Source organism: Sporosarcina aquimarina, assembly GCF_023715615.1.
In the GTDB taxonomy this organism is placed as follows: Bacteria; Bacillota; Bacilli; order Bacillales_A; family Planococcaceae; genus Sporosarcina; species Sporosarcina aquimarina_A.
Genome location: NZ_JAMBOM010000001.1, coordinates 380,900 through 407,111, shown reverse-complemented (window position 1 = coordinate 407,111; position 26,212 = coordinate 380,900). Strand labels below are relative to the sequence as shown.

General features: G+C 42.7%; 22 protein-coding genes. 7 read left to right on the top strand and 15 right to left on the bottom strand.

What is annotated here, in order from left to right:
* Positions 1-12: 12 nt before the first annotated feature.
* Positions 13-1,584 (top strand): putative bifunctional diguanylate cyclase/phosphodiesterase, encoded by a 1,572-nt coding sequence (locus M3197_RS01850; RefSeq protein ID WP_251658309.1) that lies wholly within the window; start codon positions 13-15, stop codon positions 1,582-1,584.
* On the opposite strand, the gene M3197_RS17450 is transcribed toward M3197_RS01850, so the two are convergent.
* The 5 genes from M3197_RS17450 to M3197_RS01825 form a co-directional block, all read right to left on the bottom strand.
* Positions 1,514-1,963: a hypothetical protein gene (locus M3197_RS17450; protein WP_432813965.1), complete on the bottom strand. Its 450-nt coding sequence runs from the start codon at positions 1,961-1,963 to the stop codon at positions 1,514-1,516. The genes M3197_RS01850 and M3197_RS17450 overlap by 71 nt on opposite strands.
* A 112-nt stretch (positions 1,964-2,075) precedes the next feature.
* Complete coding sequence (locus M3197_RS01840; RefSeq protein ID WP_251658307.1) at positions 2,076-3,338, bottom strand: MFS transporter; 1,263 nt, start codon at positions 3,336-3,338, stop codon at positions 2,076-2,078.
* Positions 3,339-3,553: 215 nt separating this feature from the next.
* Entirely contained in the window at positions 3,554-4,489 is a 936-nt protein-coding gene (locus M3197_RS01835; protein ID WP_251658306.1) for a carbohydrate kinase family protein, read from the bottom strand.
* Between the two features lie 168 nt (positions 4,490-4,657).
* Positions 4,658-5,827, bottom strand: a complete 1,170-nt coding sequence (locus tag M3197_RS01830) for an ankyrin repeat domain-containing protein (RefSeq protein ID WP_251658305.1) — start codon at positions 5,825-5,827, stop codon at positions 4,658-4,660.
* Between the two features lie 591 nt (positions 5,828-6,418).
* Positions 6,419-7,846, bottom strand: coding sequence for a plasmid pRiA4b ORF-3 family protein (locus M3197_RS01825; protein ID WP_251658304.1), 1,428 nt, complete (start codon positions 7,844-7,846; stop codon positions 6,419-6,421).
* Between the two features lie 376 nt (positions 7,847-8,222).
* Between M3197_RS01825 and rsgA the strand changes: the two genes are divergently transcribed.
* Entirely contained in the window at positions 8,223-9,287 is a 1,065-nt protein-coding gene (gene rsgA / locus M3197_RS01820; RefSeq protein WP_251658303.1) for a ribosome small subunit-dependent GTPase A, read from the top strand.
* A gap of 56 nt (positions 9,288-9,343) precedes the next feature.
* Here the strand turns inward: rsgA and M3197_RS01815 are convergent, their stop codons facing one another.
* Together M3197_RS01815 and M3197_RS01810 are read right to left on the bottom strand one after the other, a co-directional pair.
* Entirely contained in the window at positions 9,344-10,081 is a 738-nt protein-coding gene (locus M3197_RS01815; RefSeq protein ID WP_251658302.1) for a sulfite exporter TauE/SafE family protein, read from the bottom strand.
* A 130-nt stretch (positions 10,082-10,211) separates the two neighbouring features.
* Positions 10,212-10,778, bottom strand: coding sequence for a hypothetical protein (locus M3197_RS01810; protein WP_251658301.1), 567 nt, complete (start codon positions 10,776-10,778; stop codon positions 10,212-10,214).
* Positions 10,779-10,906: 128 nt separating this feature from the next.
* Between M3197_RS01810 and M3197_RS01805 the strand changes: the two genes are divergently transcribed.
* Positions 10,907-11,749: a GNAT family N-acetyltransferase gene (locus M3197_RS01805; RefSeq protein ID WP_251658300.1), complete on the top strand. Its 843-nt coding sequence runs from the start codon at positions 10,907-10,909 to the stop codon at positions 11,747-11,749.
* A gap of 229 nt (positions 11,750-11,978) precedes the next feature.
* Here the strand turns inward: M3197_RS01805 and M3197_RS01800 are convergent, their stop codons facing one another.
* Positions 11,979-12,716 (bottom strand): IclR family transcriptional regulator, encoded by a 738-nt coding sequence (locus M3197_RS01800; RefSeq protein WP_251658299.1) that lies wholly within the window; start codon positions 12,714-12,716, stop codon positions 11,979-11,981.
* A gap of 142 nt (positions 12,717-12,858) precedes the next feature.
* Here M3197_RS01800 and M3197_RS01795 point away from each other — a divergent pair, with 142 nt between their 5' ends.
* Genes M3197_RS01795 through M3197_RS01780 form a run of 4 tightly spaced genes read left to right on the top strand, consistent with a single transcriptional unit; the run spans position 12,859 to position 17,647 of the window.
* Positions 12,859-13,731 carry a dimethylarginine dimethylaminohydrolase family protein gene (locus M3197_RS01795; RefSeq protein ID WP_251658298.1) on the top strand — a complete coding sequence of 291 codons (873 nt, stop codon included), beginning with the start codon at positions 12,859-12,861 and terminating at the stop codon, positions 13,729-13,731.
* 32 nt (positions 13,732-13,763) lie between these two features.
* Positions 13,764-14,525 carry a dimethylarginine dimethylaminohydrolase family protein gene (locus M3197_RS01790; RefSeq protein WP_251658297.1) on the top strand — a complete coding sequence of 254 codons (762 nt, stop codon included), beginning with the start codon at positions 13,764-13,766 and terminating at the stop codon, positions 14,523-14,525.
* A gap of 40 nt (positions 14,526-14,565) precedes the next feature.
* Positions 14,566-15,981: an amino acid permease gene (locus tag M3197_RS01785; protein ID WP_251658296.1), complete on the top strand. Its 1,416-nt coding sequence runs from the start codon at positions 14,566-14,568 to the stop codon at positions 15,979-15,981.
* A gap of 34 nt (positions 15,982-16,015) precedes the next feature.
* Entirely contained in the window at positions 16,016-17,647 is a 1,632-nt protein-coding gene (locus M3197_RS01780) for a M20/M25/M40 family metallo-hydrolase (protein WP_251658295.1), read from the top strand.
* A gap of 86 nt (positions 17,648-17,733) precedes the next feature.
* Here the strand turns inward: M3197_RS01780 and M3197_RS01775 are convergent, their stop codons facing one another.
* The 7 genes from M3197_RS01775 to M3197_RS01745 all read right to left on the bottom strand — a co-directional run bounded on the left by M3197_RS01775 (position 17,734) and on the right by M3197_RS01745 (position 26,050).
* Positions 17,734-19,029 (bottom strand): MFS transporter, encoded by a 1,296-nt coding sequence (locus tag M3197_RS01775; protein WP_251658294.1) that lies wholly within the window; start codon positions 19,027-19,029, stop codon positions 17,734-17,736.
* Positions 19,030-19,047: 18 nt separating this feature from the next.
* Positions 19,048-20,310: a YlbE family protein gene (locus M3197_RS01770; protein ID WP_251658293.1), complete on the bottom strand. Its 1,263-nt coding sequence runs from the start codon at positions 20,308-20,310 to the stop codon at positions 19,048-19,050.
* A gap of 454 nt (positions 20,311-20,764) precedes the next feature.
* On the bottom strand, positions 20,765-21,160 hold the full coding sequence (locus M3197_RS01765; protein WP_251658292.1) for a hypothetical protein: 396 nt from the start codon (positions 21,158-21,160) through the stop codon (positions 20,765-20,767).
* A gap of 78 nt (positions 21,161-21,238) precedes the next feature.
* Entirely contained in the window at positions 21,239-22,402 is a 1,164-nt protein-coding gene (locus M3197_RS01760) for a substrate-binding domain-containing protein (RefSeq protein WP_251658291.1), read from the bottom strand.
* 171 nt (positions 22,403-22,573) lie between these two features.
* The gene (locus M3197_RS01755) at positions 22,574-22,876 is read right to left on the bottom strand and encodes a hypothetical protein (protein WP_251658290.1); all 303 of its coding nucleotides are present in this window, start codon (positions 22,874-22,876) and stop codon (positions 22,574-22,576) included.
* 114 nt (positions 22,877-22,990) lie between these two features.
* A complete protein-coding gene (locus tag M3197_RS01750) occupies positions 22,991-23,755 on the bottom strand; it encodes a hypothetical protein (RefSeq protein ID WP_251658289.1) in 765 nt (254 codons plus the stop codon).
* A gap of 1,065 nt (positions 23,756-24,820) precedes the next feature.
* On the bottom strand, positions 24,821-26,050 hold the full coding sequence (locus M3197_RS01745; protein ID WP_251658288.1) for a NupC/NupG family nucleoside CNT transporter: 1,230 nt from the start codon (positions 26,048-26,050) through the stop codon (positions 24,821-24,823).
* Positions 26,051-26,212: the final 162 nt, after the last annotated feature.

Genomic DNA, 26,212 nt, shown 5'->3' with positions numbered 1-26,212 from the left:
TGGCGGTCTACTATGGAGCTAGCAACTCAAAAATACAAATATAAGCGACTTTTTTTAATCATCACTTTCGTAGTTATTCTGCCTCTTATTGCTGAAGAATCGCTTATTCGGATTTATCACTTAGATTTCAATAACAAAATCTGGTATAGCCTCTTGGGAACCGGAACTATGCTCCTCTTTTCTACACCGGTTTTCATATACTTGTTCCGAAAAGCTGATAAATCTGCTTATTCTCTACAAAAGCAACTTGTAGAGAATAAAGAAATTCAGCAGAAACTGACGTTAATAAACATTGAATTGGACTACAATGCCAATCATGATTTTCTAACAGGTCTTCAAAATCGGTATAGATTATTTCGCGTACTTGACAAAATGACGGCAGAGCGTTCTGAACTCGCTATCCTTTTTCTCGATCTTGATCGGTTCAAGTCAATCAATGATACAATGGGACACTTGTCAGGCGACATGTTCATTAAATTGGTTAGTATGCGACTGAGGCAAACGATTCCCATGGGTTCCCAAGTTTTTCGTCACGGAGGCGATGAGTTTGTCATTTTGTCTGAACTGCCAAACTCACGAGCCGTTGAAATAGCCGAGCATATACTGGATGCATTCAAGGAACCATTTGAAGTCAATAACACGTTCCTTTATACGTCTGCAAGTATCGGCATTAGCCACCTTCCTGAACACGGTTCAGATTCCGTGACACTATTAAAAAATGCAGATCGGGCGATGTATCGCGCCAAAGAACTAGGCGGAAACACATATAAAGTATTTTCCCAATCTGCCGAAAATGAAGAACAAAAGCAACTGATGCTTGAAAATGATCTCCGGAATGCATTAGAAACCGATCAGTTACTCATCCATTATCAACCGGTGGTCAATCTTGCGACGGGGCGTCTAAAAAGCTTCGAGGCACTTGTTCGATGGAAGCATCCCGAATTAGGACTCGTGCCCCCAGGAGAGTTCATACCCGTTGCAGAGCGGTCAGGTTTGATCAACGATATTGGTACGTGGGTATTGGAATCAGCATGCCGACAAGTGAGAGAGTGGCACAGTGCCAACGATAACTTAGGCCTTGCAGTCAACGTTTCCATCCGGCAGTTCAAAGATCCAAAATTCCCGGTCTTTGTGAAAGACGTCTTGGAAATCACTCAATTCCCTCCTCACCTACTTATTTTAGAAATTACAGAATCCATGATGTTGAATGATTCAGAGTCTGTCCGAGTCATCGAGGAAATTCGTTCGCTTGGCATAAAATTAGCAATTGACGACTTTGGAACCGGCTATTCGTCCTTGAGTAAACTCGGATTTTTACCAATCGACTATTTAAAAATTGACCGGTCCTTTACGATGGAGATGCTGACCCATGAACCCATGCAATCCATTGTACAGACAATTATCGATATGGGACGGAATCTCGATATGAAACTTATCGCAGAAGGAATTGAAGAAGTTGACCAATCAACACTTCTTGCACAGTGCGGATGTCAATTCGGTCAAGGCTATTTCTTCAGCAAGCCACTGCCCGCTGAAGAAATCGAGATGACGTATAATCTTTCCACCTTGTTGAAAGTGAAATGATTCTCCCTAATCCATTCAAGGGATTGACATGATCGTTCCCGCGGGCTACCCGATCGTTCCCGCGCACTACCCGATCGTTTCCGCGCACTACCCGATCGTTTCCGCGCGCTACCCGATCGTTTCCGCGCACTACCCGATCGTTTCCGCGCACTACCCGATCGTTTCCGCGCACTACCCGATCGTTCCCGCGCACTACCCGATCGTTCCCGCGCACTACCCGATCGTTCCCGCGCGCTACCCGATCGTTTTCGCGCACTACCCGATCGTTCCCGCGGGCTACCCGATCGTTTCTGCGGGCTACCCGATCGTTTCCGCGCACTACCCGATCGTTTTCGCGGGCTACCCGATCGTTCCCGCGGGCTACCCGATCGTTTCCCATAAAAAAAGCTACTATGACGCCTTTTTACAGACGTCACAGTAGCTTTTTTCTTTCTTGTAGATAGGTAAAAATCCCCACTCCTAGAAATAGAAGTGAGGATGGAATGGCATGATCAGTTCCAATGACCTTGGTCAACAAGTTTCTTTTTACTTACGAAGGCAAAAAGTATTGCCAAGATATTAATGACAAACATTGCAACGATAATCCAAAGAACGATTGTGTACGTTCCAGTGAAATCATAGACATATCCATATGCAGGCAATGCAATGATGGACGCAACTGCAAGTCCTAGTGAAGCCATCGCATAGATTTGGCTATAGTCTTTACTTCCGAATAATGTAGAGGCAAGCGTTGGTGCAAGCGTACCAATAGACGAAGCCATGAATCCAAGAATTCCAGCTGCAATAGAAATGAGTGTCGCACTTTCAGAGAAGAACAGTAACATAAAGATCGACAATATCCCTAGAACCATTGCAAGCAAAGACGTATTTTTAGAACCGATTTTATCACTAAGCACTCCAAGGATTAGCGCACCAAGTAAAACACCAATCATATAAATTCCCATCACGCTTCCAGAGAATTCTACCGAATAGCCTTTATTTGCAAGAAACGTTGGAATGTGGATTGAGAAACTTGCAATTGCTGTGATAAGGAAGAAGAAGAGTGTCAGCGCATAGAATGCACCGGATTTCTTTGCAACTGCCATTGCAATCCCTTTATCATTCAAGTCTTCCGCTGCTTCACCATCTGTAGTAACTGCCGCAGCTCCATATGGCTGTAATCCTTTTTCTTTTGGTGATCTACGAATGAGCAACAGAATAACCGGAATTACAATGATCAAAACCGCTACACCTACGATAATATACGTCTGACTCCAGCCTCTGCTAGCAATCAGATTTCCTACAACAGGTTGGGAGATCGCACCGAGCGCTCCTGCTGCCGCACCCATGATTCCGAGTGCTAGTCCATTACTCTTCTTGAACCATTGATTGATCAAGACTGGACCTGCAATAACAGTGATGAACACGCCACCCACTGCCAAAGGAATAGAGAAGAGGTACCAACCCCATACTGCTTTCATGAAGCCGAATGCAGCAAATGATCCTGCTTGCAAAATAATTGCACCAGTTAGAAGTGCTTTGATATCATACTTCGCCATCATCTTTCCGCCAATCGGCAAGAAAATTAATGTGACAATTGAAGAAATACTTAAGTACAGCGTCAAGTTCCCTGTTCCAATCCCCAAATCCTTGGAAACTGGAGGAAGGAATAGACCAGCTGTATTATTAAGCGCTCCTTTTCCTAGCCCGACCATTAAACATAGCCCAACTAGAATCCACCAGGCGTAATGAATTTTACTTTTTGTCTTTTCCATATTAGTCCCACCTTATTCTTTTTTGTATTTCATGACCCTTGATAATCCACGACTTTTCCAACCGATATAGTATACCACTTTCCATCAGTATTTTGACGTCAAAATAAATAAAAAAACTTTTTCCAGAAATCTGAAAAAAGTTATAAGTTATTTTCAATATAATTTATTTTCCAGTAAATATTCATTTCCATTCGATTTATATACAAAAATTATTATTATAGAATATCATTTTCAAGTTCATAATAATAAGGCATCGCGGACAATGCGCCTGTTTTCGTCACGCAAAGCGCTCCCATCTGATTCCCAAAACGAACCACTTCTTTCCACTTTGAGGAATTTACTGGGTATCCATGTAGATGAATCTGACGTAATACCCCAGCCATGAATGCATCCCCGGCTCCAGTTGTGTCAACTGCCACCGCTTTGACAGATGGAATGTGAAACTGTTCACCATGAATAATGGCAATCGTGCCTAAGTCACCTCGCGTAATTAAGACTACAGGAATCGCATACGTTTCAAGTTCAAAGACCCCCTCTTCCATCGTCTCCTTATTCGTCATGAATGTCAGCTCTTCTTCCGTTAGTTTGACAAGATCTGCATCCGTCAAAAAAGAGGTCGTTGTATCCCGACAGATTTCTTCGTTTTCCCATCGTAAAGGACGAATATTCGCATCAAACGACACGAGTGTATCCGTAGCTTTCGCAAGCTTTACTGCTCTTCGAGTCGTTTCTAGAGCAGTCGGATGAAACATAGTGCCTGAGCAAATATGTAATATAGATGCTTGCTGAAACGTTTCTTTCCGTAAATCTTGTGCAGTTACTTGAATATCCGGTGTTTCGTTTTCGTAATTTGCAAAAATGCGATCATGCTCTGGTGTTAGATGCACGTACACACCATTCACGCGTTTTGCGGGTTCAAGGATAGCGGCTGTCAAGTCAACTCCTTCGTTCGCAAGCTCCATGCGCACAAATTCAGATGTTTCGTCGTCCCCGGTTACCGTAATAAAGGATACTGGTGCGCCTAGCCTCGCAATTCCTGCTGCTACATTGACAGTCGCTCCTCCTAAATAGGTAGTGAAAGTATCGTTTTTTTCATCATTTGCAATGTAGTCGACGAATACATCGCCATAAATTAGTACATGTTTGTTCATTATGTATGGTGTACTCCATTTCCGAGTTTTTATACAGTTTATCATGGAAGTTCTTCTTATAGAAGAGGCGGCATTCCATAATTACATCTATACAACATCATAATTAGCTTCTCATTTGAAAAGACTAAAAACCTGCCTCTTCGAGAGAAAAGGCAGGTTTCATTCCATTTATTGACCCTTTAACAAGCGTTCAGACTGAGCTTTGTGATTCGTATAAAGCGGATTGTTCGGCTGTAGCTCGATTGCATGTTCAATCGCTGTAATTGCATCTTGGTGGCGATTGAGTGAGCGCAAGCTGTTCGCTTTATGGAACCAGAAATCATACCGTGTCGGGTGTCGTTCTACGAGTTCATCCATCACCTCAACTGCCTCTTCATGACGTCCGAGTTCGCGTAAATAGTTCGATTTATGATAGAGATAAAATGCATTTTCATGAGAGAGAGACGCCCCTTTATCAAACTCAAGCAAAGCATCTTCTGTTAGGTTCATTAACCGGTAACAGTAGGCTGTGTAGAAATAGAACTCCAACGCATCAGGAGCAACTACTAACGCCCGGCTATATTGTTCCAAAGCCTGTTCATAGTGGTCTTGGGCAGCTAAATAAAACCCTGCATAAAATAGCAGATCCAAGTTATCCCCATCGGACTCAAGTGCAGTTTGAACAGTCTGTGAAGCAGCTGTCCAATTGTTTTTTGCAGCATATGACTTTGCTTCAAGAACTGCTGGATGTTGCGGATCTTCAAGTGTATCTGTCAGTATTTCAAGTACTCGCTCTTGCTTTTGTTCATCCGCATAGATCACCGCTGATTTGCCATCGAAATCTTGTAGATGGACAGAGGCTCCTGCTTCATGCAGAGTTTGAATGACATCTGCATACAACCTTCCGCCATCTCCTAAAATTACCGCCTCCAACAATGCTGACCATCCAAGATGGTTAACATGGTCGACTGGCACACCTACTGCTAGACACGCTTTCACAGTGTGTAAATACCCTTTTTCTGCAGCTGGTAACAACGCAGTACCCCCAAAGCGATTCACACTCGTCACATCCGCTCCTGAAGTAGCCATTAACTGTAACGAAGTAGTAAACCCATTCGCTCCTGCGCAGATGAAAGGTGTCAACTCTGTGATATCTCTATGATTTGGATCACTCCCCGCTATTAGCAACTGGGCAACCGCATCTGTATCATTCCGCTGAACGGCAATCATTAAGGGTGTCCGCCCCATTTCATCCGTCACTTCAACATCTGCTTTTTGGTTGACCAATTGTGTCATGCGGCGATAATCTCCTTTGCTCACAGCTTCTAACAACTCGGTATCTCTATTGTTTCCTTCCATTTTCTATCTCCTTTTCACTATCAAATTGCCACTAGTTTCAGTGTACTCGATGTAGATATATATTTCCTTACAAAGAACCTCAATCTGTAATTGAAAGGGTAAAACCAAATTCACTGAAACTAGTAGTTTTTTATAGGATGGTTGTTTACCGGCTGTTAATAATCTGCACTAATTTTTATCAAATCTACTTAACCTAACTTTGTATGTTGAACAATTCATTCATTCTTTACTTTTCTCATAGAAAAGGTGTTCGATGAACATACAGAAATCCCTGCGAAAAACTGTTAAGAATGACCAGACCTAGTTCTCACTGTAGAAAACAGTCCATTTCATGCAATCCAATGCACTGCACACTTGATGCAACTAATTCGCACTGTTCATCCACTGTGCAATGATTTGCAAAATCGAAATTCTATCTTTATACCAAAAGCAGATCATTATGCAAATGCGAATTCACGAATGAAGGATTGTTATTTTCAGAAATAAATAATAGCTACATGAAGTCGAATTACAAGAACACTCAATCCTAAAAATAAGAATAAAAAAATGCCGTGCCTGTTTTTAAAACAGGCACGGCATTTTTTTACTGTTTTATTTGCCACAGCATTTCTTATACTTCTTACCACTACCACACGGGCACGGTTCATTGCGGCCGACCTTCACTTCAGTGGAAGCGGCCTGCTCTATCAACGGTTTTACATCCGCTCTTTCTAGTCCAAACATCTCTTGAGGAGTATGTCCTCTGTTTTCAATGAGACGAACTGCATTGGAGACATTGATGGCAACAGGGACAATTTTTTTCACTTGTTCTTCCGGCAATGGACCTGCTTGTGCCATTAGTCTACCAATCACTTCCATGAAGTTCGCATGCCACTTAGACAATCCGACCATAAACGTATGAAGCATCCGGTCAATTTGGAGTTGTGGAATGTTTTCCTTTTGGAATAGTTTTTCAAGATGGAGTAATTCCGGTGTCTGATCGAAATAGCTAGGATCTGCATAGCGCAATAACTGTTCTTTTGCCGGCTGATAGTATGGTTTTTCGATTGTTTCCCTTACAAATTGTTCTGGGACGATCCCCGCAAGTTTCGGGCCTAGGAAAACCGTATCTTTATAGAGAATGTCTTCTTTTTGCAAGCTCAAATTCAACTCACCTGCAGTAAGGAGTTCTTGCAAGTTTCCAACAGTAATCTTATGGACATTTTGTAGATTATACAACGTGACCACTTGCTCAAACTGCACCATTCCATATAAGCGGGTCATCGCTTTGATGTATAGCTCCACTTCTTCTTGCTGTTCTGCAGTTAATTCATTTTTCGCCGACTTCTTCGGAACCGATTTCTCAGGTTTAGCAGCTGCTTGCTCCTCAGAAAGTTCAGATTCGCGGTACGGATCACTAATAATCGCGTAATTTTGATGGTTGATACAATCCCATTCTGTCTTCTTATACTTCACGGATTTTAACGATTGATTAATTCTGTTTTTATCGTAAGGTTCATATCTCGCATTGGATACCCATTGCTTCATATGATCGTGTTCAGGATGTGTCGGATTTTCCATGATTGCCAAGAACGATTCATATCCTGGAGGTCCTCCGACATCTTCCGGTGGTGCTGTTCCTTCTCCATCTAACAGCGTTGGGAAACCGAAGTGATAATCTTCTACGATTTCTTCCAGCTCAATCGAAAAGCGCCAGTCATCTCCAAAATCATACGTATACATCAGTTGCTTGTGCTCTTCTAGGTAGTTATCAATTTTGACTCGAGTCGGCAGTTTTGGAGTAAGCCTCTTAGAGTCTTTAAGTTCCTCTCGTTGAACAGGATTGTCAGTGATGCACAAACCATCCACTACAACCTCAAAAAAGTGATACGGTTGATCCGTAAAGTAACTTTCAAAATTCGTCATGTGCTGAATGATTTCATGGAGACGATTAAACGTAGCCCCAGCAGGCATAATCACTCTTCGCCTTACTGTTGGTTGAACGTGAACCATTGTTATATTTACTATATAAGACTTCATAGAGACACCTCATCTAATGCTGTTATTAGTTTGCTAGTGAGTTTAAGTGTATCATAATTCGCTGACGCATTGCGGTTGGAGGGGTCGAGAATCGATATTAGTTAAAAATTGCCAACACGCAACATATACCCTCTAATATTTTTCTAAAATTTCATTGACTTCAAAACATTTCTCCTTTATGATAAATATATCTTTCAGAAAGCAGGTGATTACTATGGCAAACTTCAACTTGACAATTTCAATTTGGATCGGACCCATACTTTCACCTGTCATGCCTTAGGTATAGGCATGTTTCTTCTGGTATGCGCGTGAAAGCATGGAGTCCGATCCACGGACCCCATGCTTTTTTATATGCCCATATTTAGGAGGAATTCACTTGAAAACATTGCAAAATTACGGTTGGAACGAACTTCATCAAACATATTGGAATGAACAACAGCACGACGTTAAAGCAAGCGATTGCAAAATTGGACGCGTGACTTTAGAACACAAGCATATGTATCGAGTTGTTACTGAACAAGGCGAGTGGCTCGCTGTTTGCTCAGGATCTCTCCTACATCATGCTATCGACAGGCGGGATTACCCCGCTGTCGGAGACTGGGTCGCGATTGAGCAAATGCCTGGTGAAGAGCGCGGCATTATCCATTCAATTCTCCCGAGAACCTCTGTTTTTTCCAGGAAAAATGCGGGTGACACCATGACTGAGCAACTGATTGCGGTCAATATAGACATCGTCTTTCTCGTTACTTCCATGAACGATGATTTCAACACTCGAAGATTGGAACGGTACTTGGTCGCTGCCTATGACTCAGGCGCCACACCTGTAATTGTGCTAACAAAAGCAGATCTGTGTGATGAACCAAAAGATTTTATCGAACAAGCGCGCGATATTGCATTCGGTACAGAAGTACTCGCTGTCAGTAGTAAAACGGGCGTTGGGATCGACCAGGTCACCTCTCTGCTTAAAGACGGTAAAACTGCGGCGCTATTAGGCTCGTCAGGTGTTGGAAAATCCTCGTTAGTCAACGCAATTTGTGGAGACACGACGATGACAGTTCAAACAATCCGGGAAGATGATGCGAAAGGTCGCCATACAACGACACACCGCGAACTCATTGCGTTACCTGATGGGGGTGTATTGATTGATACACCGGGAATGCGAGAATTTCAGTTATGGAACGATAGCGAAAGTATCGAAGGGAGCTTTTTTGATATCGATGCACTTTCAGAGTCATGCAAGTTCAATGATTGTAGCCATAAAACCGAACCAGGATGCGCTATTCAACAAGCGTTATTAGACGGCTCTCTCGCTGAAGACCGTTTCGCGAGCTACCTCAAATTGCAACGAGAAATTGCGTACTTAGATCGAAAAACGGATGCGCAAGCACAAGTTGCCGAACGGAAAAGATGGAAGGCACTTACTAAATCTCAACGTAAATGATGGTCAGGACATGAAAAAACGAAAGCGGCAATAGAGTCTGCTGCTTTCGCATTTCTTCATTTTAAAATGGCTTTCACGATTAGTTGGACGATCAATCCAACAATTACTACACGCAACAGAATTTTAACGTACTTCGGGTTCAACTTCTCTGCAATTCGTACACCGATTTGAGCACCAGACAGCGAACCTAGTACAAGCGCTATCGCAAAGGGCCAAATGATTTTCCCCATCACGATAAAACTGATGGCAGCCCCTAACCCGCTTGAAAATGAAGCGAGTCTCACAAATCCAATCGATCGGATGTAAGAAATTCGCAACTGATTGAACAAGTAGAGGAGGAGTGTCCCTTGTCCTGGACCGAACAACCCGTCATATAAACCAATTCCAATAAGTCCTGCCACGCCCGTTTTCGATGGTTGGAGAGCGGCTTCTCCAGCAAAATCCGCTTTAGATAGAAATGATGTAAAAAAGGCCCCAATCAGCAACACAATAGCGAGTTTGTAAAGTGTAGCTTCTGCAATATGGGTCGCGGTGAGTCCTCCTAGTGTGCCTGCTGTAAGTGAAACCGGAAGAATCCACCACGACTCACGCAGAGTTATTTGCTTTTTCAATAGTACAGTAAGGAATGTAGTAAAAGAACTGAACGTTGTGGAAATCTTATTTGCTCCAATTACAGAATGGATTGGAATTCCCATCAACAGCATCGCTGGCATGGAAATGAGCCCACCTCCGCCAGCAAGGGTTCCAAGCATCATTGCAATAAGACCTGTGAAAAAAAGCAATATGTACTCCATTTTCCCTCGCCTCCTTGTCTGTTGTAGTATACCTCTTCGCAACAGATAAGGTAATTCGATAGTTTAGATGGAATAACATAAGCCTTTCTTATAACATATTTACTTCATGAGTACTGTTAAGGTTCCGGTTTCATGATTCAGAAGAAGATTTCACCATATCGACTTGCTTCTTTTTCTTCTTCCATTCGGGATACGACTTACTGACGAACGGGATTTCATCGCACCCTTGTGCTTTGTTCGTATAGACAGCCATCACGAATAGCACGTTTGCCATCAGTTGGGCGAAATCGAATAGAATTTCTGGAACATCACGTTCTAAAGATACTTTGTGAAGAGCGCGTACGGATTTCTTCGCTTCACTCCGACATACATGAAGGACAGTAGCCGCATGGGTACCTTGTGGAAGCACGAATTGTTCAATCGATTCACCAAGCTCCGTGACATACTCATCATATATGTCACTAAGACGCTGTAAGTCTTCTGGAAAGATTGCCAGTTTCCCTCGGACTGACCCATTTAAGTGATACGCGAGAGGCTGCAGCCAACGAAGATCAGTTTGAACTTTCTCTACGTCTTCTATAAGGGATAAGGCTTCTCCAATTCTAGTCGTCAACGAATCCGTGCGAATTTCAAAGTCTACTGTCGATGCGGATTCTCTCATGAATGGGTAACAAATATAGCGCATATCTTTTTTCATAGTAATTCCTTCTTTCCTCATAAGATACTTTTGATCCATATAGCATAGCAACAAAACTTAACTTTTGGTAGAACATAGAAAGTAAAATACTTAAAGGGTTTAACTTTACTCATCATTGGAGGTACAAAATGTTAACAGCACAGCAAATTAAAGGGATTCAACAGTTACAACAGCAATGTGAACAGTACGAAACGATTGAATTGAAATTGAATTGGGAAATGCTTCAGGAAAGAAAAGAAGGTTCACTTGATTTCTTTATTTGGAAGGAAGATGAACTGATTGCTTACTTAGCGCTATATGGATTTGGTTCCACAGTCGAAGTATGTGGCATGGTGAAACCGCAAGAACGCAGAAAGGGGCACTTTACAAAACTTTGGCACAAAGCACAACAAGTCATTGAAGAGAAAGGCTTCAAAAAAGTGCTCTTTAATGCGCCTGGGACATCCGAATCTGCCAAAGGATGGTTGACAGTACAGCCATGCGATTATTCGTTTTCGGAGTTCCATATGCATTGGCATCAGAAAGAGCTATTAATGACAGAAGATATCGTGCTGAGAGAGGCTACACCAGAAGACAAAGCATTTGAAACTTCATTGGATGCGGATGCCTTTTTCTTTTCAATAGAAGACGCCGAATCCTACTATAATGAACGTTTGTCCCGCGTAAAAGAACGTAGGTATATCATCGAGGTTGATAAAACCCCAATTGGTAAGATCCGGGTCATGCGGAATCTGAACGAATCCTATCTTTCTGGCTTCGCAGTACGGTCTGAATATAGAGGGAAAGGCTATGGAGGGAAGGCGCTACAATGGGTCGTAAAAAAGGAACTGCCTACTGGAAACATTATAAAGCTAGACGTAGAAACACAGAATGACCATGCATTGAAGTTGTATGAACGGATTGGATTTGTGCAACAAGAGCGACAGGATTATTTTGATGTGGATATGACTCGTTTGAAAGGTAGTTATTAAGAACTCCCTGATGTAAACGAAACAGCAATTGAGTCATTATCGAATAGATTTTATTTCAAATAACATCGTAATTGAAGTGGAAGGTGACGACTCCGCAGGGATTAGCATGAGCTGAATACCCTGGACTGTGCACAGCGAAGGAAGCGGCTGATGCCGTGCCCCTCGGAAATCGTTCACCTGAAACGGAAATTACTCCTGACAGCTCCACTTTTCACCATTAAATAGCCTCTCACATACTCCGACCGATCTTCTCCGACACTCGTTCCTTCGTAGCTACAATTTCCTCGATCATCATCTGCAACCTGTCTTCTGTCAGATTAAACGTTACACACCCAATACTAATCGCCCCCACAACTTCTCCTGCGACATTACACACTGCTACTCCTATTGATGAAGTGCCTTCAGTCCGCTCTCCGTGACTGATTGCATACCCCTGCTTCCTGATTTCTCTCAACATTTCCTTAAATGCTTCCTGTTCGTGCTCCGGCACAAGTTGCTGAATGATGCTCTCGGATTCTGCAGTCGGCATACACGCCAGCATGATTTTATTAGCCGCTCCTATATTCATAGGGATTCTCAGACCAAGTTTGTCATACATTCGAATTTGGTTATTCTCATTATCGATTCGCTCGATAATAATCGCCTCTATCCCTGTACATTTACTCAAGTAAATACTCTCTTCCACTTTTCTACTGAGACGATCTAATTCCGGGCGTATAGTAGATACATAATCCATCGTATCGTAAGCACGGAGACCATATTCCATCCATACCGGTCCTAATTTATAAAGTTTTGTATCAGCGTCTTGTTCAGCGAGTCCTTGTCTCACCATCGACTTTAATATGCGATGGAGCGTGCTCAATGCCAAGTCACACTCCTTAGCTATGTCAGAAATAGAAATGCCAGTAGATGTATTTTCAGTTGCTAAAATTTTGGCAAGTTGCATGACCCGATCGATTGTCTGCATAAGTTCACTTCCTAGTCGTAAGTTGAAATCAAATTTATTTTCTAAATACATTGACATTATACCATACTCAGAATATATTAACAGATAAGGTTTCCTATCAACGGAAACACTTTCCACTATACGGAAAACAGGAGGCGAAATGATGAGATACAGCAGTTCCATGTACAGCTCGCTAAAGCACGTAATTATGAAACATCCAAGAGATGCATTTAAGTCTCAAGATCATCTATCGAAAAACTGGAAAACATTTAACTATTTACGAGAACCGAAATTCGATGAAGCATCCAAAGAGTTTTCAGAATTGGTAAACATAATAGAGCAACAAGGTACTCAAATTGACTACCTTCCTTCAAACGACACTGTTGGTTTGGATTCAATTTATGCTCATGATCCAGTGAAATTTACTCCAGCTGGCGCACTCATCTTAAAATCCGGTAAAAAACTTCGTCAACCCGAGGCAACTGTAGTTAAAGAGTTTCTAGCAGAAAGAGACATTCCCATTATCGGAGAACTTGCAGGGGACGCTGTTTCAGATGCTGGGGATATTGTATGGCTTGAAGACAGAACTTTACTCGTGGGACGAGGTTACCGGACAAATGACGAAGCGATTCGCCAGTTGAAAGAAATGACAGCTGATTTAGTTGATGAATTCATCGTTGTTCAACTCCCACATGACCAAGGCGAGGAAGAATGTCTGCATCTGATGTCATTCCTAAGTGTTGTGGACAAGGATCTAGCTGTGGTCCATTCACCTTTAATGCCCGTTTTTCTCCGTCAGCTGCTACTCCAAAAAGGATTCCAGCTAATTGAAGTACCGAAAAAAGAATATGACACGTTAGGATGTAATGTCTTGGCAATCGCTCCTCGTGTTTGTGTGCTGACGAATGAGAACGCTTACACAATCCAACAATTGAAAGATGCTGGTGCAACTGTACACGTTTATAAAGGACAAGAAATTAGTTTACTAGGTACTGGCGGTCCTACTTGTTTGACATGCCCAGTTGTTAGAGGATAAAAAATAATCGTAATTGAAAAGGAGAGAATACAATGTTCACAAATGTAATCGTCAAGAAGCCAGGAAAAAGTTATTTGGAGGGTCTCACTACTTCTGATTTAGGAAAGCCGGATTATGAACTTTTACTAAAACAGCATGATGCATATTTGGAAGCACTCGAGAAATGTGGGGTTGCTGTAACGAAGCTCGAGGAAAGTGAAGAATTTCCGGACTCAACATTTGTGGAAGATGCTGCTGTATTGACACCAAACTTTGCGGTGATTACAAACCCTGGTGCGGAATCTCGAAACGCGGAAACAGTTGAAATCGAAGCTGTCACTAAGAAGTTCTACAATAAGTTTTATTTTATCCAATCCCCTGGAACGCTTGATGGCGGGGATGTCTTACAGGCAGAAGATCATTTTTACATCGGAATCTCTGAACGCACGAACGAAGAAGGTGCGAAACAGCTTAAGGAAATCCTGGAGTCTGAAGGATACAAAGCGACAATTATTCCTTTGAAAGAGTTTTTCCATTTGAAGACAGGAATCGCTTACTTAGGAAACAACCAATTAGTTGTCGCTGGAGAGTTCGTAGACCATCCTGCATTTGACTCGTATGAAAAGATCGTCATTGGAAAAGAAGATGAGTACTCAGCGAACTGTATCCGCATGAACGATTATGTAATCCTTCCAAGCGGATTTCCGGAAACAAAGCGCAAGTTTACCGAAGCTGGCTACCAAACGATTGAATTGGATATGTCAGAAGTTCAAAAACACGATGGTGGTCTAAGCTGCCTATCGCTTCGCTTCTAAAGAACGCAACACGAGATCCGTTCGAGAGGAAGAATGAACAATGAAAACCCTGGAAGAACCTCAATTAAATCGTTCAATGAAAAGCCGCCACTTGATGATGCTGTCACTTGGCGGCGTGATTGGAACTGGATTATTTCTAAACGTCGGTTATACAATCAACCAAGCGGGGCCAGGTGGTGCGTTAATCGGTTATCTGATTGGCGGTATTATTTTATACATGGTCATGACCTGTCTCGGAGAACTCGCAGTCTATATGCCTGTAACAGGATCCTTCCAGAAATACGCTTCGAGATACATCAGTCCATCTGCCGGGTTTTCACTCGGCTGGATGTACTTTGTCGGGTCTGCCGCAACGGCGGGTGTTGAATTTACAGCTGCAGGCATCCTGATGCAACACTGGTTCCCACATACTCCAATCTGGATTTGGTGTGCTGTGTTCATGGTTTTGTTGTTCTCACTAAATGCACTTACAACAAAAGGCTTTGCGGAAGCGGAATTTTGGTTTGCCAGTATTAAAGTCTTGGCTGTTTTAGCATTTATCGTCATCGGTGGTGCCGCGATCATTGGCTGGATTCCCTTGGATGGCATTCCAACGCCTCACTTAACGAATCTAGCACCTTCAGGATTATTCCCAGCAGGAATTGCGATTGTCTTCATTACAATGATGAATGTCATCTTCTCCTATCAGGGTTCTGAATTAGTCGGGATTGCTGCTGGTGAAACTGAAAACCCTGAGAAGAATATTCCGAAAGCGATTCGGACGATTTTGTTCAGAATCGTCGTATTCTATATCGCATCAATTGTCGTCTTGTCAGCAATCTTCCCTTCTGCTGAACTTGGGTTGATGCAAAGTCCATTCGTCACATTGATGGAACTTGCCGGAGTCCCATATGCTGCAGGGATTATGAACTTCGTTATTTTGACAGCTATTTTATCTGTCGGGAATTCCTGTTTATACGCATCGACTCGTTTACTTTGGTCCATGGCGAACGATGGAATGGCCCCTGCACTCTTCGGGCGTTTGACTAAACGACGAGTTCCTTTAAATGCATTGATTTTCACGATGGCATTTTCTCTACTCTCCCTTCTAACAAGTGTTATGGAAGCGGATGCAGTGTTTGTCTTGTTAATGTCCATCGCTGCAATTGCCGTCACGATTTCGTGGATGGGTATTGCAACGTCCCAACTACTATTCAGAAGACGCTATCTGAAACAAGGTGGAAAACTTGAGGATCTCCAATATCGAGTGAAGTTCTATCCACTAGTTCCACTTACTTGTATCTCGTTCTGTTTAATCATCCTTATTTTTCTTGCGTTTGATCCCTCGCAGCGCATTGGCTTGGTATACGGCATTGGATTCTTTGTTGCTTGTATGGTTTTTTACAAGGTTAAACTTGAGAAAAAGCACCTCGCGGATGGGACTCTTTCAGTTAAACCTGCAGAATTGAACAATTAATGATTCACCGACATCTAATTCAGGAGGCTATAGAATGAGCATTTCACAATGGAATACACCCGCTTCACTGAGAAGTTTACTGAACGAACTCGTAAGCTGGGACAGTCGTACACTGACAGGTGGCGAGTGTACGTTTTCTACACGTGTCGCAGAAAAACTGAAGACATTACCGTATTTTACGCACCATCCTGAGCATCTAAAACTACACGACGCTGGTCTCGGAAGAAACTCCGTGCTTGCACTTTACAAGAATCCTACCGCAACAGATACCATTGTCCTGATCAGTCATTTCGATACTGTATGGACAGAAGAATATGGTGCATTGGAGCCCCTTGCCTTCCAACCTGAAGAGTTGACTGCTACGCTTCATCAACTGGCAGACGAACTTCCTGAAGATGCACGCAAGGATTTATTTTCTGGAGACTACTTATTCGGACGCGGCACAATGGACATGAAGATGGGCTTAGCTCTTCACATGGCGCTTATTGAAAAGGCTTCTCTTGAACAATGGCCAATCAATCTAGTATTACTGACGGTTCCTGATGAAGAAGTGAATTCAGCAGGGATGCGTACAGCTGTCGAAGAACTCGTCCGTATGCGCGATGTGTATGGTCTTTCTTACAAACTCTTTTTGAACAGTGAGCCAACATTTTCACAAGAACCGGGTGATCCTAAAGAATATATCTATTCAGGGACTATCGGTAAAATTATGCCCGCTGCATTGTTTTATGGAAAAGAAACGCATGTCGGTGAGCCTTTAAAAGGACTAACGGCAACGTATATCTCCTCTTTTTTAGCTCAGGAAATGGAATTTAACTCGTTATTCAAAGAGACAAATTATGGAGAGACCACCCCGGTTCCCGTCTCGCTTCAATTAAAGGATTTAAAAACTTCGTATTCAACGCAAACACCATATCGTGCTGCTTCGCTCTATAACGTATTTCTTATGGATCGTGATGCTTCTGAAATTATGGAGCTATTTTCTGACGTTGCTCACCAAGCGATGAGTGCTTGTAATGATTCCTATAAAAGGATTTGCGAACGTGAAGGAACGGAACCAGTTGGTGAAGTACGAGTGATGCGTTATGAGGAATTACTGGAGTATGCGCAATCGAAGCTAGGTTCAGAGGCTGTAGAGTTGATGATCGGAAAGGCAATTCTGGATCAGGAGCTGGATGATCGGGATAAGTGCTTCAAAATTACAGACGCGCTTCTCATTGAATGTCAGGAGCTAACGCCTGCAACTGTCCTATTATTTGCACCTCCCTATTACCCAGCTGTGAACACGTCAGAAGATCCACTGGTGATTAAGTCCATTGACCTTATGAAAAAAACGGCAACGGCATTAGGGACGCATGTCGACCAAGTCCATTACTTCAATGGTATTTGCGATTTGAGCTATGTCCACTATACAGGGACTGCGACAGGGTGGACGGCATACGAGCACAACACGCCTGTATGGGGAAAGACCTATAGTATCCCATTTAAAGTGATGACAGAATTAGATGCACCTGTATTGAATGTAGGACCGTTCGGCAAAGATGCCCACCAACGTACAGAAAGACTTCATATCGAAAGTGCGTTTGTTCGTTTGCCAGTGATGCTGGAGGTTTTGGTGAAGAGTATGTGTTCAGAAGTAGCAGAAATGGAACCAGTGATTTCATAATCTAGTGAATTGCCCTTTGAAGATAAATTACCAAACAGTAGAAACCCTGTCTACGCCTCATAGAAGGCGTAGACAGGGTTTTTAAATCAAGCTTTGACTGGCTCCTCATCCACCACGTTCGGACGATTGCTTTCATCCAAGAAGAAGCTAGCTATGAACCCGACGACTAGCAGAATCGCAGCAAGATAGAATCCAGACGCAAGGCTGCCCGTTTTGTCGGCAAGAAAGCCCGTAATATAAGGCGCCAAAATGGAGGCTGACATCCCTAGGAAATTATAAACACTAAATGCGGTACTGTACGCTTGTTTCGGTGCATTGTCCGCTACAACTGCCACTAATATAGGGTTCGTACTGATTTTACCGAAAATACCGTAGAGAATCAGTGCGATGTATACCATTGTCATACTTTCAAAGAATACAATGGAAGCAACCGATAGGAAGGCAATTGGTAACATGAGTTGTAGCACAGGTTTACGTTTTCCGATTTTATCACTCCACATACTGAGGAGAAGGGAACCTGGAATCGCTGCCCATGGAACGATGGAAGATACAAATGCTACTTTCCCACCGACAATCCCTCGGTCTGCTTCTAAGTAATAAGGAAGCCAAGTAAGTAGCATGAAGAACCCGTAGATGGAAGCGAAAATGATAATATAGGAAACGAGTAAGTTCTTATTTTTAAACAGAACACTTAGTTTCAGCTTCTCGCCCGTGTCTTCTGGGTTTTCAGAAGCAGCTGCTGCGGCTTGTCGTTCTTTCCTACTAGGATCTCGTTTCACTACGAGGTACATCATGATAGCAACAACGATCGACAAACCGGCAATGATGAAAAATGGAACTCGCCAATTTAATCCGAACTCACTAACCGAATAACTAGAAAGATAGTACCCAATCGACGTACCAAATGCCATACCACTGTTAATAATTGCACTTCCGAGTGTAATTCGTTTCGCCGGAATTGCTGCCGATGAAATTCCGTACTGTGGTCCATAATACGTACCTTGACCGGCTCCAACTATAAACCAAGCAGCCATGAATAGGAAGAACGTCGGCATTCCTCCAGCTACAGCCGCGAACACCCCGCCAATCAAGAATCCTGGTACGAGTACGCGCTTTCTTCCAATTTTATCGCCCATTATTCCAGAAGGAACCTGCAAGGCTACGTTACCGATAAAGTTTACGCTGACAATCAATCCTAATTGCGCTTGTGTTAAGCCGAATTCACTTTGCATATCCCCCATCACTGGGTTTAATACAGTTCGTGTCGCATAGAGTGCAACCCATCCAAGAAAGAAAACGGTGACCAGTTTTACCCAATACGGAATGAGCGGTTCACGTTTGAGACCGACACCATCCTGTTCACGCATAGAGTGCTGTGCCATTTTAACCTACCTCCTCTTTTAGCTATGGACATTCAGTTTTTCAGCATATGCTGCGATTGCTTTTTCAAAACATGCGAGTGGCGCACGGGCCTGACCTGCACCAATTTGGGGGAGACCTGCTTCTTTGTGCGCAATACCAGTGTTTATCAAAGGTTCAATTCCAGTTTCCACAACCTTTCTTGCGTCTACGCCAAGACAGGTTCCTTGGAAATCCCATGTTGGAATTGGGAAGTTTGCATTATGACCAGTAACAATTTGACTCATTTCATCACTGATTTCACGGGCTTCTTTATAGCCTCCAGCTCCGACAAAACGTGCAAGTCCTGGTGACGCCACCATTGCCATGCCCCCAAGTCCATACGCTTCCATAATTGCACTGTCTCCAATATCACCATTCGCATCTTCTTGACTGTAACCAGTGAAATACAACCCTTTTGGGACATTAACAAGCGCTGTGAACCATTGGTCCCCCATACCGCTAATCCGAATACCAAACTCTTTTCCATTCCGGCACATCGCCGTAACAATAGTTCCTTCTTCGATTTTACGGGCACCGTCGAGAACGGATTTTCCAGATGCCATCACAATATTCAAGAAAAACTGTTCAGCATTTGCGATGAATTGAATGACATCTTTCCGATCGTCCTTATCCATTGGGACAGCCATCAGATAGGGACTGATTTCCTTCAGGAACACAAGGGTAGATGCCATATTTCTCATATGGAACTCATCCCCCATCGTAATAGCCTTGGCAATCAACACGTTCAGGTTCATGCCACCGTCTATAGAACGAAGGGCTTTCGCTAACGTTGGACCCAGCACATCTCGCATCCACTCCAGACGATCAATGACCTCTTTTGAATACGCGCCAAATCGCAGGACATTTCCAATTCCTTCATTCATTGTGCAATAGGCTTCATTGCCTTCTGTCCGATTTTCCACAACAAATACCGGCATGTTGCCTGAGGTGATTCCTCCCATTGGCCCAACCGCATTCACGTGATGGCAAGGCATGAACTCGACTTCACCATTTCGGAGCAGTGCTAACGCATCCGCTTCTGTTTCCGCCCAGCCTTCGAACAGAGAAGCTCCAATGCATGCGCCTTGCATAGGACCCGTCATATCTTGAAATTCAATCGGTGGTCCTGCATGCAACAATAGTTTTCTACCGTTAAACTCTCCTATTTTTTCTTTGGCGGGTACAACGTCAATTAGAAATGGTGCGCCTTCTCTAATTTTGTCCACAACCATCTGATTTCTTTGTTCGATTGTTTCATCCATTGAAATCACTCCTTTACCGCAGGTTTCACCTGCAATATGATCCTTACTCTACATAGCTTACTTGCAACCTCATTATTCATATGAACCGGCAAATCCTACTCGCAGAAAGAACTTTTCATAGGGGTGCGCATCCCAATTTTGGTGGAGAATTGGTTTCTCCTTCCAAGGCAAATATAGCATGCTGACAATTGCCAAACCCTTTAAAAAAGTGGCAAGACATTAAAAAAAGATTAAAATATTTGAAAATTATCGTTTTTTCTAGTAGGCAATTAAATTCTTTTTAAAGAAATAGACCGTCTCCCCCCCTTACTAGAGGAAAGACGGTCTTTTATGAGTGTAATGGCTGAATGAATAGCATGGAATGTGTAGATTTCCCGCAGTTATGGCAGGATGATTTCTAGTTCAGACAATGAAAAACGAAACGTTGCGATGAGATCGTTTTGTTTTTTCTACATCATTCATCTATGTCTAACGGCAACACTGGATCATTCTCTACGTATCTGGAATAATTCCAATTTCTATTGGATACATCCGTACATGCTTGATCCACACATGTAAATATATAGGATCGCTTATTGGTTACGACACTCACTAGATAGCTAGCCATGGAAGACGGGTCCCCTCCATTGAATCGGCTTACTCCCTGTTTGATGGCGTAGACAGTTTCCTTAGAGGCAATGTCCTGATACTGTTTATTCCCCAGCACCATCATGGTCATTTCCCCTAAAATCACTTGGTCCTCCAGGTTGGGTGAGAAAGAACGGTAATTGTATTGATCGACGGCCAAATACAAAACAGTGACGATGCTTGCAAATAATAAAAGGGAGAGAATGAGCGTTGACTTTTTCATTGAATAGCAACTCCTTTTTTTCGACAGGTCGATAATCGTGTTCCTAAATTCTCAAAAGGAATATTGACATTGTCCAAGTTATCGGATTTCGTTCCCATTTCGCAGCGCAACATAGCCGGATTTCTCCACTAACTGTTGTCCTTCTTCTGATACAATCCAGTCGATGAACTGCTGAACATTCGGATTACCCGTGCTTGCTGTAACGGCATAAATTTCACGTGTTAGATGGTATTCACCTGAACGGATCGTGTCGTTTGTCGGTGCTACTCCGTCTATATTCAGCAGCTTGATTTTATGCTTTTCCACTAATTCTAACGTTGTGAATCGATGTGAAAATCCAATTGCATTTTTATAATTTCGGTACTCTGCACGCTGCTGAACGTTTCCGTACCCATCTCTAAACTCGGCCTCGGTCGCTGGCTTCATCAGCGGTGTGCCTTCCATAAATTGCTCTAACGCCTTTTGACTCCTACTGCTCGCTTTCCGCTGATAGGCAATGATTGGCATGTCCTTCCCGCTTACTTCTTTCCAGTTTTCAGTAGTCCCTGCATAGATCTCTCGAATTTGTTGAGTCGTCATGTTCTGCACAGGATTTTTCTCATTCACAAAAAATACGAAGGCTTCTTTGCCAATAGGGGTCACTGTCAGTTCAAGTCCGGCTTCTTTCGCTTTATTATAATGCCACTTCATAGGCGCAGTAGTAAATATCAGGTCCGCCTTGCCCTCGATCAAATGCGTAAAAGAACGACCTCCACCATCTGCCATTATGAGACCATCTTTCATATACGAAGGATAGTCCCCTTCAGGATAAGTAGCTTCGACAAAAGCTGCATACATGGGGTATAGCCAAGTCTCGCCATCCAGTTTCGGCAACTGCTCCTGAATTTTCAACGATGCAGGTGTTTCAAGTTGATCAAGTTTAGAATCCTCTCTAAATGGCTGGTAAAAATTTGGATCTACTTCTTCGTTTACTATCCTAATGCTTTCAGTGTGTGCTTCCCGAATTGGCACGTAGCCTGTTATCACAAGTGCGATACTAGCAATGCCGATGAAGGTGAAAATCCTCTTTCGCGTCGTGAAGTGTTTATATAAGGATAAGGAAACGGCCAAGTATAAAACTGTTGGGACTACAATGATAAAAGGAATTTGATAAGCCGTTCCATTCATCATCGCAATGATGAATGCAATAGAAGTTAGAACTACGAGTACAACGAACAGCATTGCTGATAATAAAGCCGCCACCTAAATCCTCTCCTGTCAAATGAACTATATATTGTTTGTTACACCACTTAAGTTACAGGCGCATGACTAACTATCTATAAATGGATTAGAAACCGGAAATAGATGCAGCAAAAATAATGATTGGAAGCATCAAGAATATCAAGACAAATTCCATATCTATCATCGCCTTTTTTACCCCCACCACAATGCTGTTACAAGAATGGACCATAGCGAAACGGCTCCTCCCATTACGACTAGAACTGAGAAAAGTAGAGAAATCCAACCAGAAATCCGTTCCCGCTTCATAACCATTCGATAAGCTATAATCCATGACAGGATATACAACAAGATACTGATGACCGTTTGAACCGTTAAATAAATGACAGGGTTTATATCGAGAAAATGTTCATTAAAATAATAAGCATTATTCTGACCATAAATCCATAAATATGTAGCTAAAATTATCATGACTGCTACTGCTAATTTAGTTTTCATGAACACTCTTCCTCTATTTTCACTTCGTCCAGTTAGTCTTCAATCCACTGAATATCAACTGAACAATCCACTGCTGTACGTGAGAGTTCCTATCTATCGTTGAGTAGAATTCAGTCAATATGGACCAACATCGAATTGTGAGTTAACGTGGACTTCTCGTTCTGAGTAGGCTGCTTGAATCGGCCAGATAGATACTCCAATTAAGACGCAGATTAGAAACATCATGAATATACGCACACGATGCTTGGTATTCAATAGATGGAAGTAATACAGCACAAACCCGCTGTAGAGGAACACCACTACAGCTATCAGGACGGGGATAAATTGAGCTAGACTATTTAAGTATAAGAACATGTAGCCATAAACAATCGTGAAACCAAGGAAAACAAATAACACGGAAAATATAACCAATTTCACAAATAGCTTGTTATCGATATCATAGATATTGCTCTTAGTTTTTTTGAATTTTATGAGGATGAACGCCAGACTATAAATGACGATTGGCACTATCGGAAAAAAATCCGCCCTTACATGCAAGAAGAAGTTCAATCCATCCACTGGCGTAACGAATAGATAGTACAGCGGGATTTGGAATTGAAACAACGCAGTCAATATAGATGACTCCATGAAAATCGGGTAGAAATAATTGCTCCCCAAATACATAACTGTGGCAATAACACCGATACAGAAACTCCATTTTAACGCCTTATTGGATAATCGCGAGCGGCTAGCAACTAGTAGAAGTACGGCGACAAACAGTAACGAGGGAACAGCTTGCATCAGTGTCAATTCCATTTCCAAATATTTTCTCGATGTCATGAAATTTAGCCCGATGGCAACCCAGTAACTACCCAGCAATGCGATTATCCAGCGTTTCATAAGTTTCACTCCTCATGTTCATTTCTATTGCTTCCGAGCGTATTCTATCTTTACTCGAGTCTCTTGTCCTTAAGCTGAAACAATTTTATCGGTTAACGGTTCGATTGCATTACTTTCATGCTTCAAGTATCGGAAACATTGAGGCTGCAATGAGAGCCACAATGTTTCTGATACTCAATACGAATCATTTAGTGTATTATTACACTATAAGTTTCCGATGTCAATAGGTCGATAATTTATTTATTTGTGGTTCTGGCTATCTCACTGAAAGAAGCGGCTCCAGCGTTCTCCGACACATCTTGATGATTGTCCGACACTACGCGAGTCTTCTCCTTCACTCAAGTAGGTTTCTCGGTCACCCACGGACATTTCTCCGACACTTAGCGGAATTTCTCGATCACGGGACACCATTCAATTACGTTAAGGGATTAATTGGTAGCGCTTCGCTTGTTTCTGGTGGGCTATCTCACTGAAAGAAGCGGCTCCAGCGTTCTCCGACACATCTTGATGATTGTCCGACACTACGCGAGTCTTCTCCTTCACTCAAGTAGGTTTCTCGTTCATCCACGGACATTTCTCCGACACTTAGTGAAGTTTCTCGATAACGGGACACAATTCAACAGCATTAAGGGATTAATTGGCAGCGCTTCGCTTGTTGAGGGATGGGCTAGCTCTCTGGGAAAGGTGCGTTGGCTTTCTCCGTCACTTTTTGGTGATTGTCCGTCACTGCGAGAGATTTCTCCTTCACTCAAGAAAGTTTCTCGTTCATCCACGGACATTTCTCCGACACTTATCGAAGTTTCTCGATAACAGGACACAATTTAACTACTTTAAGGGAGTGATTGGTGGCGCTTCGCTAGTTTTGGGAGGGGGTTGTACGTTGGCTCGGGCAAATAGGAAAGATCCAGCAGGATATCAGCACTATCCGGGTGACAGTAGGCAACATGCAGCCATTAATCAATACTTTCAAGCGAAGTATCAGCAAATTGGATGAATGAAACGGCATCTAGGCACAATTCAACACAAAAAAGCACCCGCGGCTGCGAGTGCTTTTTCATAATTCATTTACATAAACATACCAGCGATTGTACCACTCATAAGGTTCGCTAGAGTTCCTGCGATAACTGCTTTGAAACCGAGTTTCGCAACAACTGCACGTTGGTTTTCAGCGAATGCAGTCATGCTGGCAATCAAAATTCCGAGCGATCCGATGTTGGCAAATCCACATAGAGAGAATGTGAGAATTGCGACGGTTTTATCGGACAAGGCTTCAATCATTGGTTGGAATGATGTGAATGCGACCATCTCATTCAAGATCACTTTTTGACCAAGCAAGTTACCAGCTGTCAATGCCTCTGACCAAGGAACCCCCATAGCGAACGCAAGTGGCGAGAAGATGTATCCGAAGATCTGCTCAAGAGAAATATTCGGATAACCAAACCATCCGCCAATGCCTCCAAGAATTCCGTTACCCATCGCAAGAAGAGAGATGAACGCGATCAGCATAGCAATTATCAATCCTGCCATTTTCAAACCTTCAGCGGCACCTTTAGTCACTGCGTCGATTGCGCCAGGTTTCACTCCGCCTTCGCCGATTAACTCTTTCGGCTCGTCTGCAACTACATCCTTTGGTACTTCTGTTTCAGGAATTAAAATTTTCGCGAACACGAGGCCTGCCGGAGCGGCCATGAAACTTGCAGACAGTAGGTAGTTAATCGGGATTCCGAGTGCTGCATATGCAAGCATCGTTCCCCCTGCAACCGAAGCAAGCCCTCCCACCATAACTGCGAACAATTCTGAACGTGTGAGTGTTTTAATGTATGGCTTAATAATAACCGGTGCTTCTTGAAGTCCCAAGAAGATATTTGAGGCTGCAGTAAGTGATTCCGGCTTACTTGTTCCTAATATCTTCGACAATCCTCCACCCACAATTCGAACGAAAAATTGCATGATGCCAAAATGATACAAAAGAGAGATTAGCGCAGTAACGAAAATCGCCATTGCTGCTACCCGGATTCCGAAGATGAATCCCGTAGGCGCTGATGAATCCGCTAGACTTCCGAAAACGAAAGTAAGTCCTTCATTTCCATAATGGATTACATTTTGGATACCAGCAGAAAACTTTTCAATAACTGCCCGGCCTCCGGAAGATTTTAGAACGATATAACCAAAGAAGATTTGCATGGCAACACCAATTACGACGACGCGGTAATTGATTTTGCGTTTGTTGTCTGAAAGCAAAAAAGCGACGAAAAGGATGACGAGACATCCGAGTAAGCCAGTTAGTATGTTCATTAGGTTCTCCTCTTGTAAATGAATTGTTTTATAATGTGTAATCGGTTTCATATAATTTACCACAGGTCTATTATGAGCGTCAATAACAAATTGTGACATACTATTTAAAGCTTCTTGAACTGTATCGTAATTATTGGTATATTTATGTAAACGTTCACATAA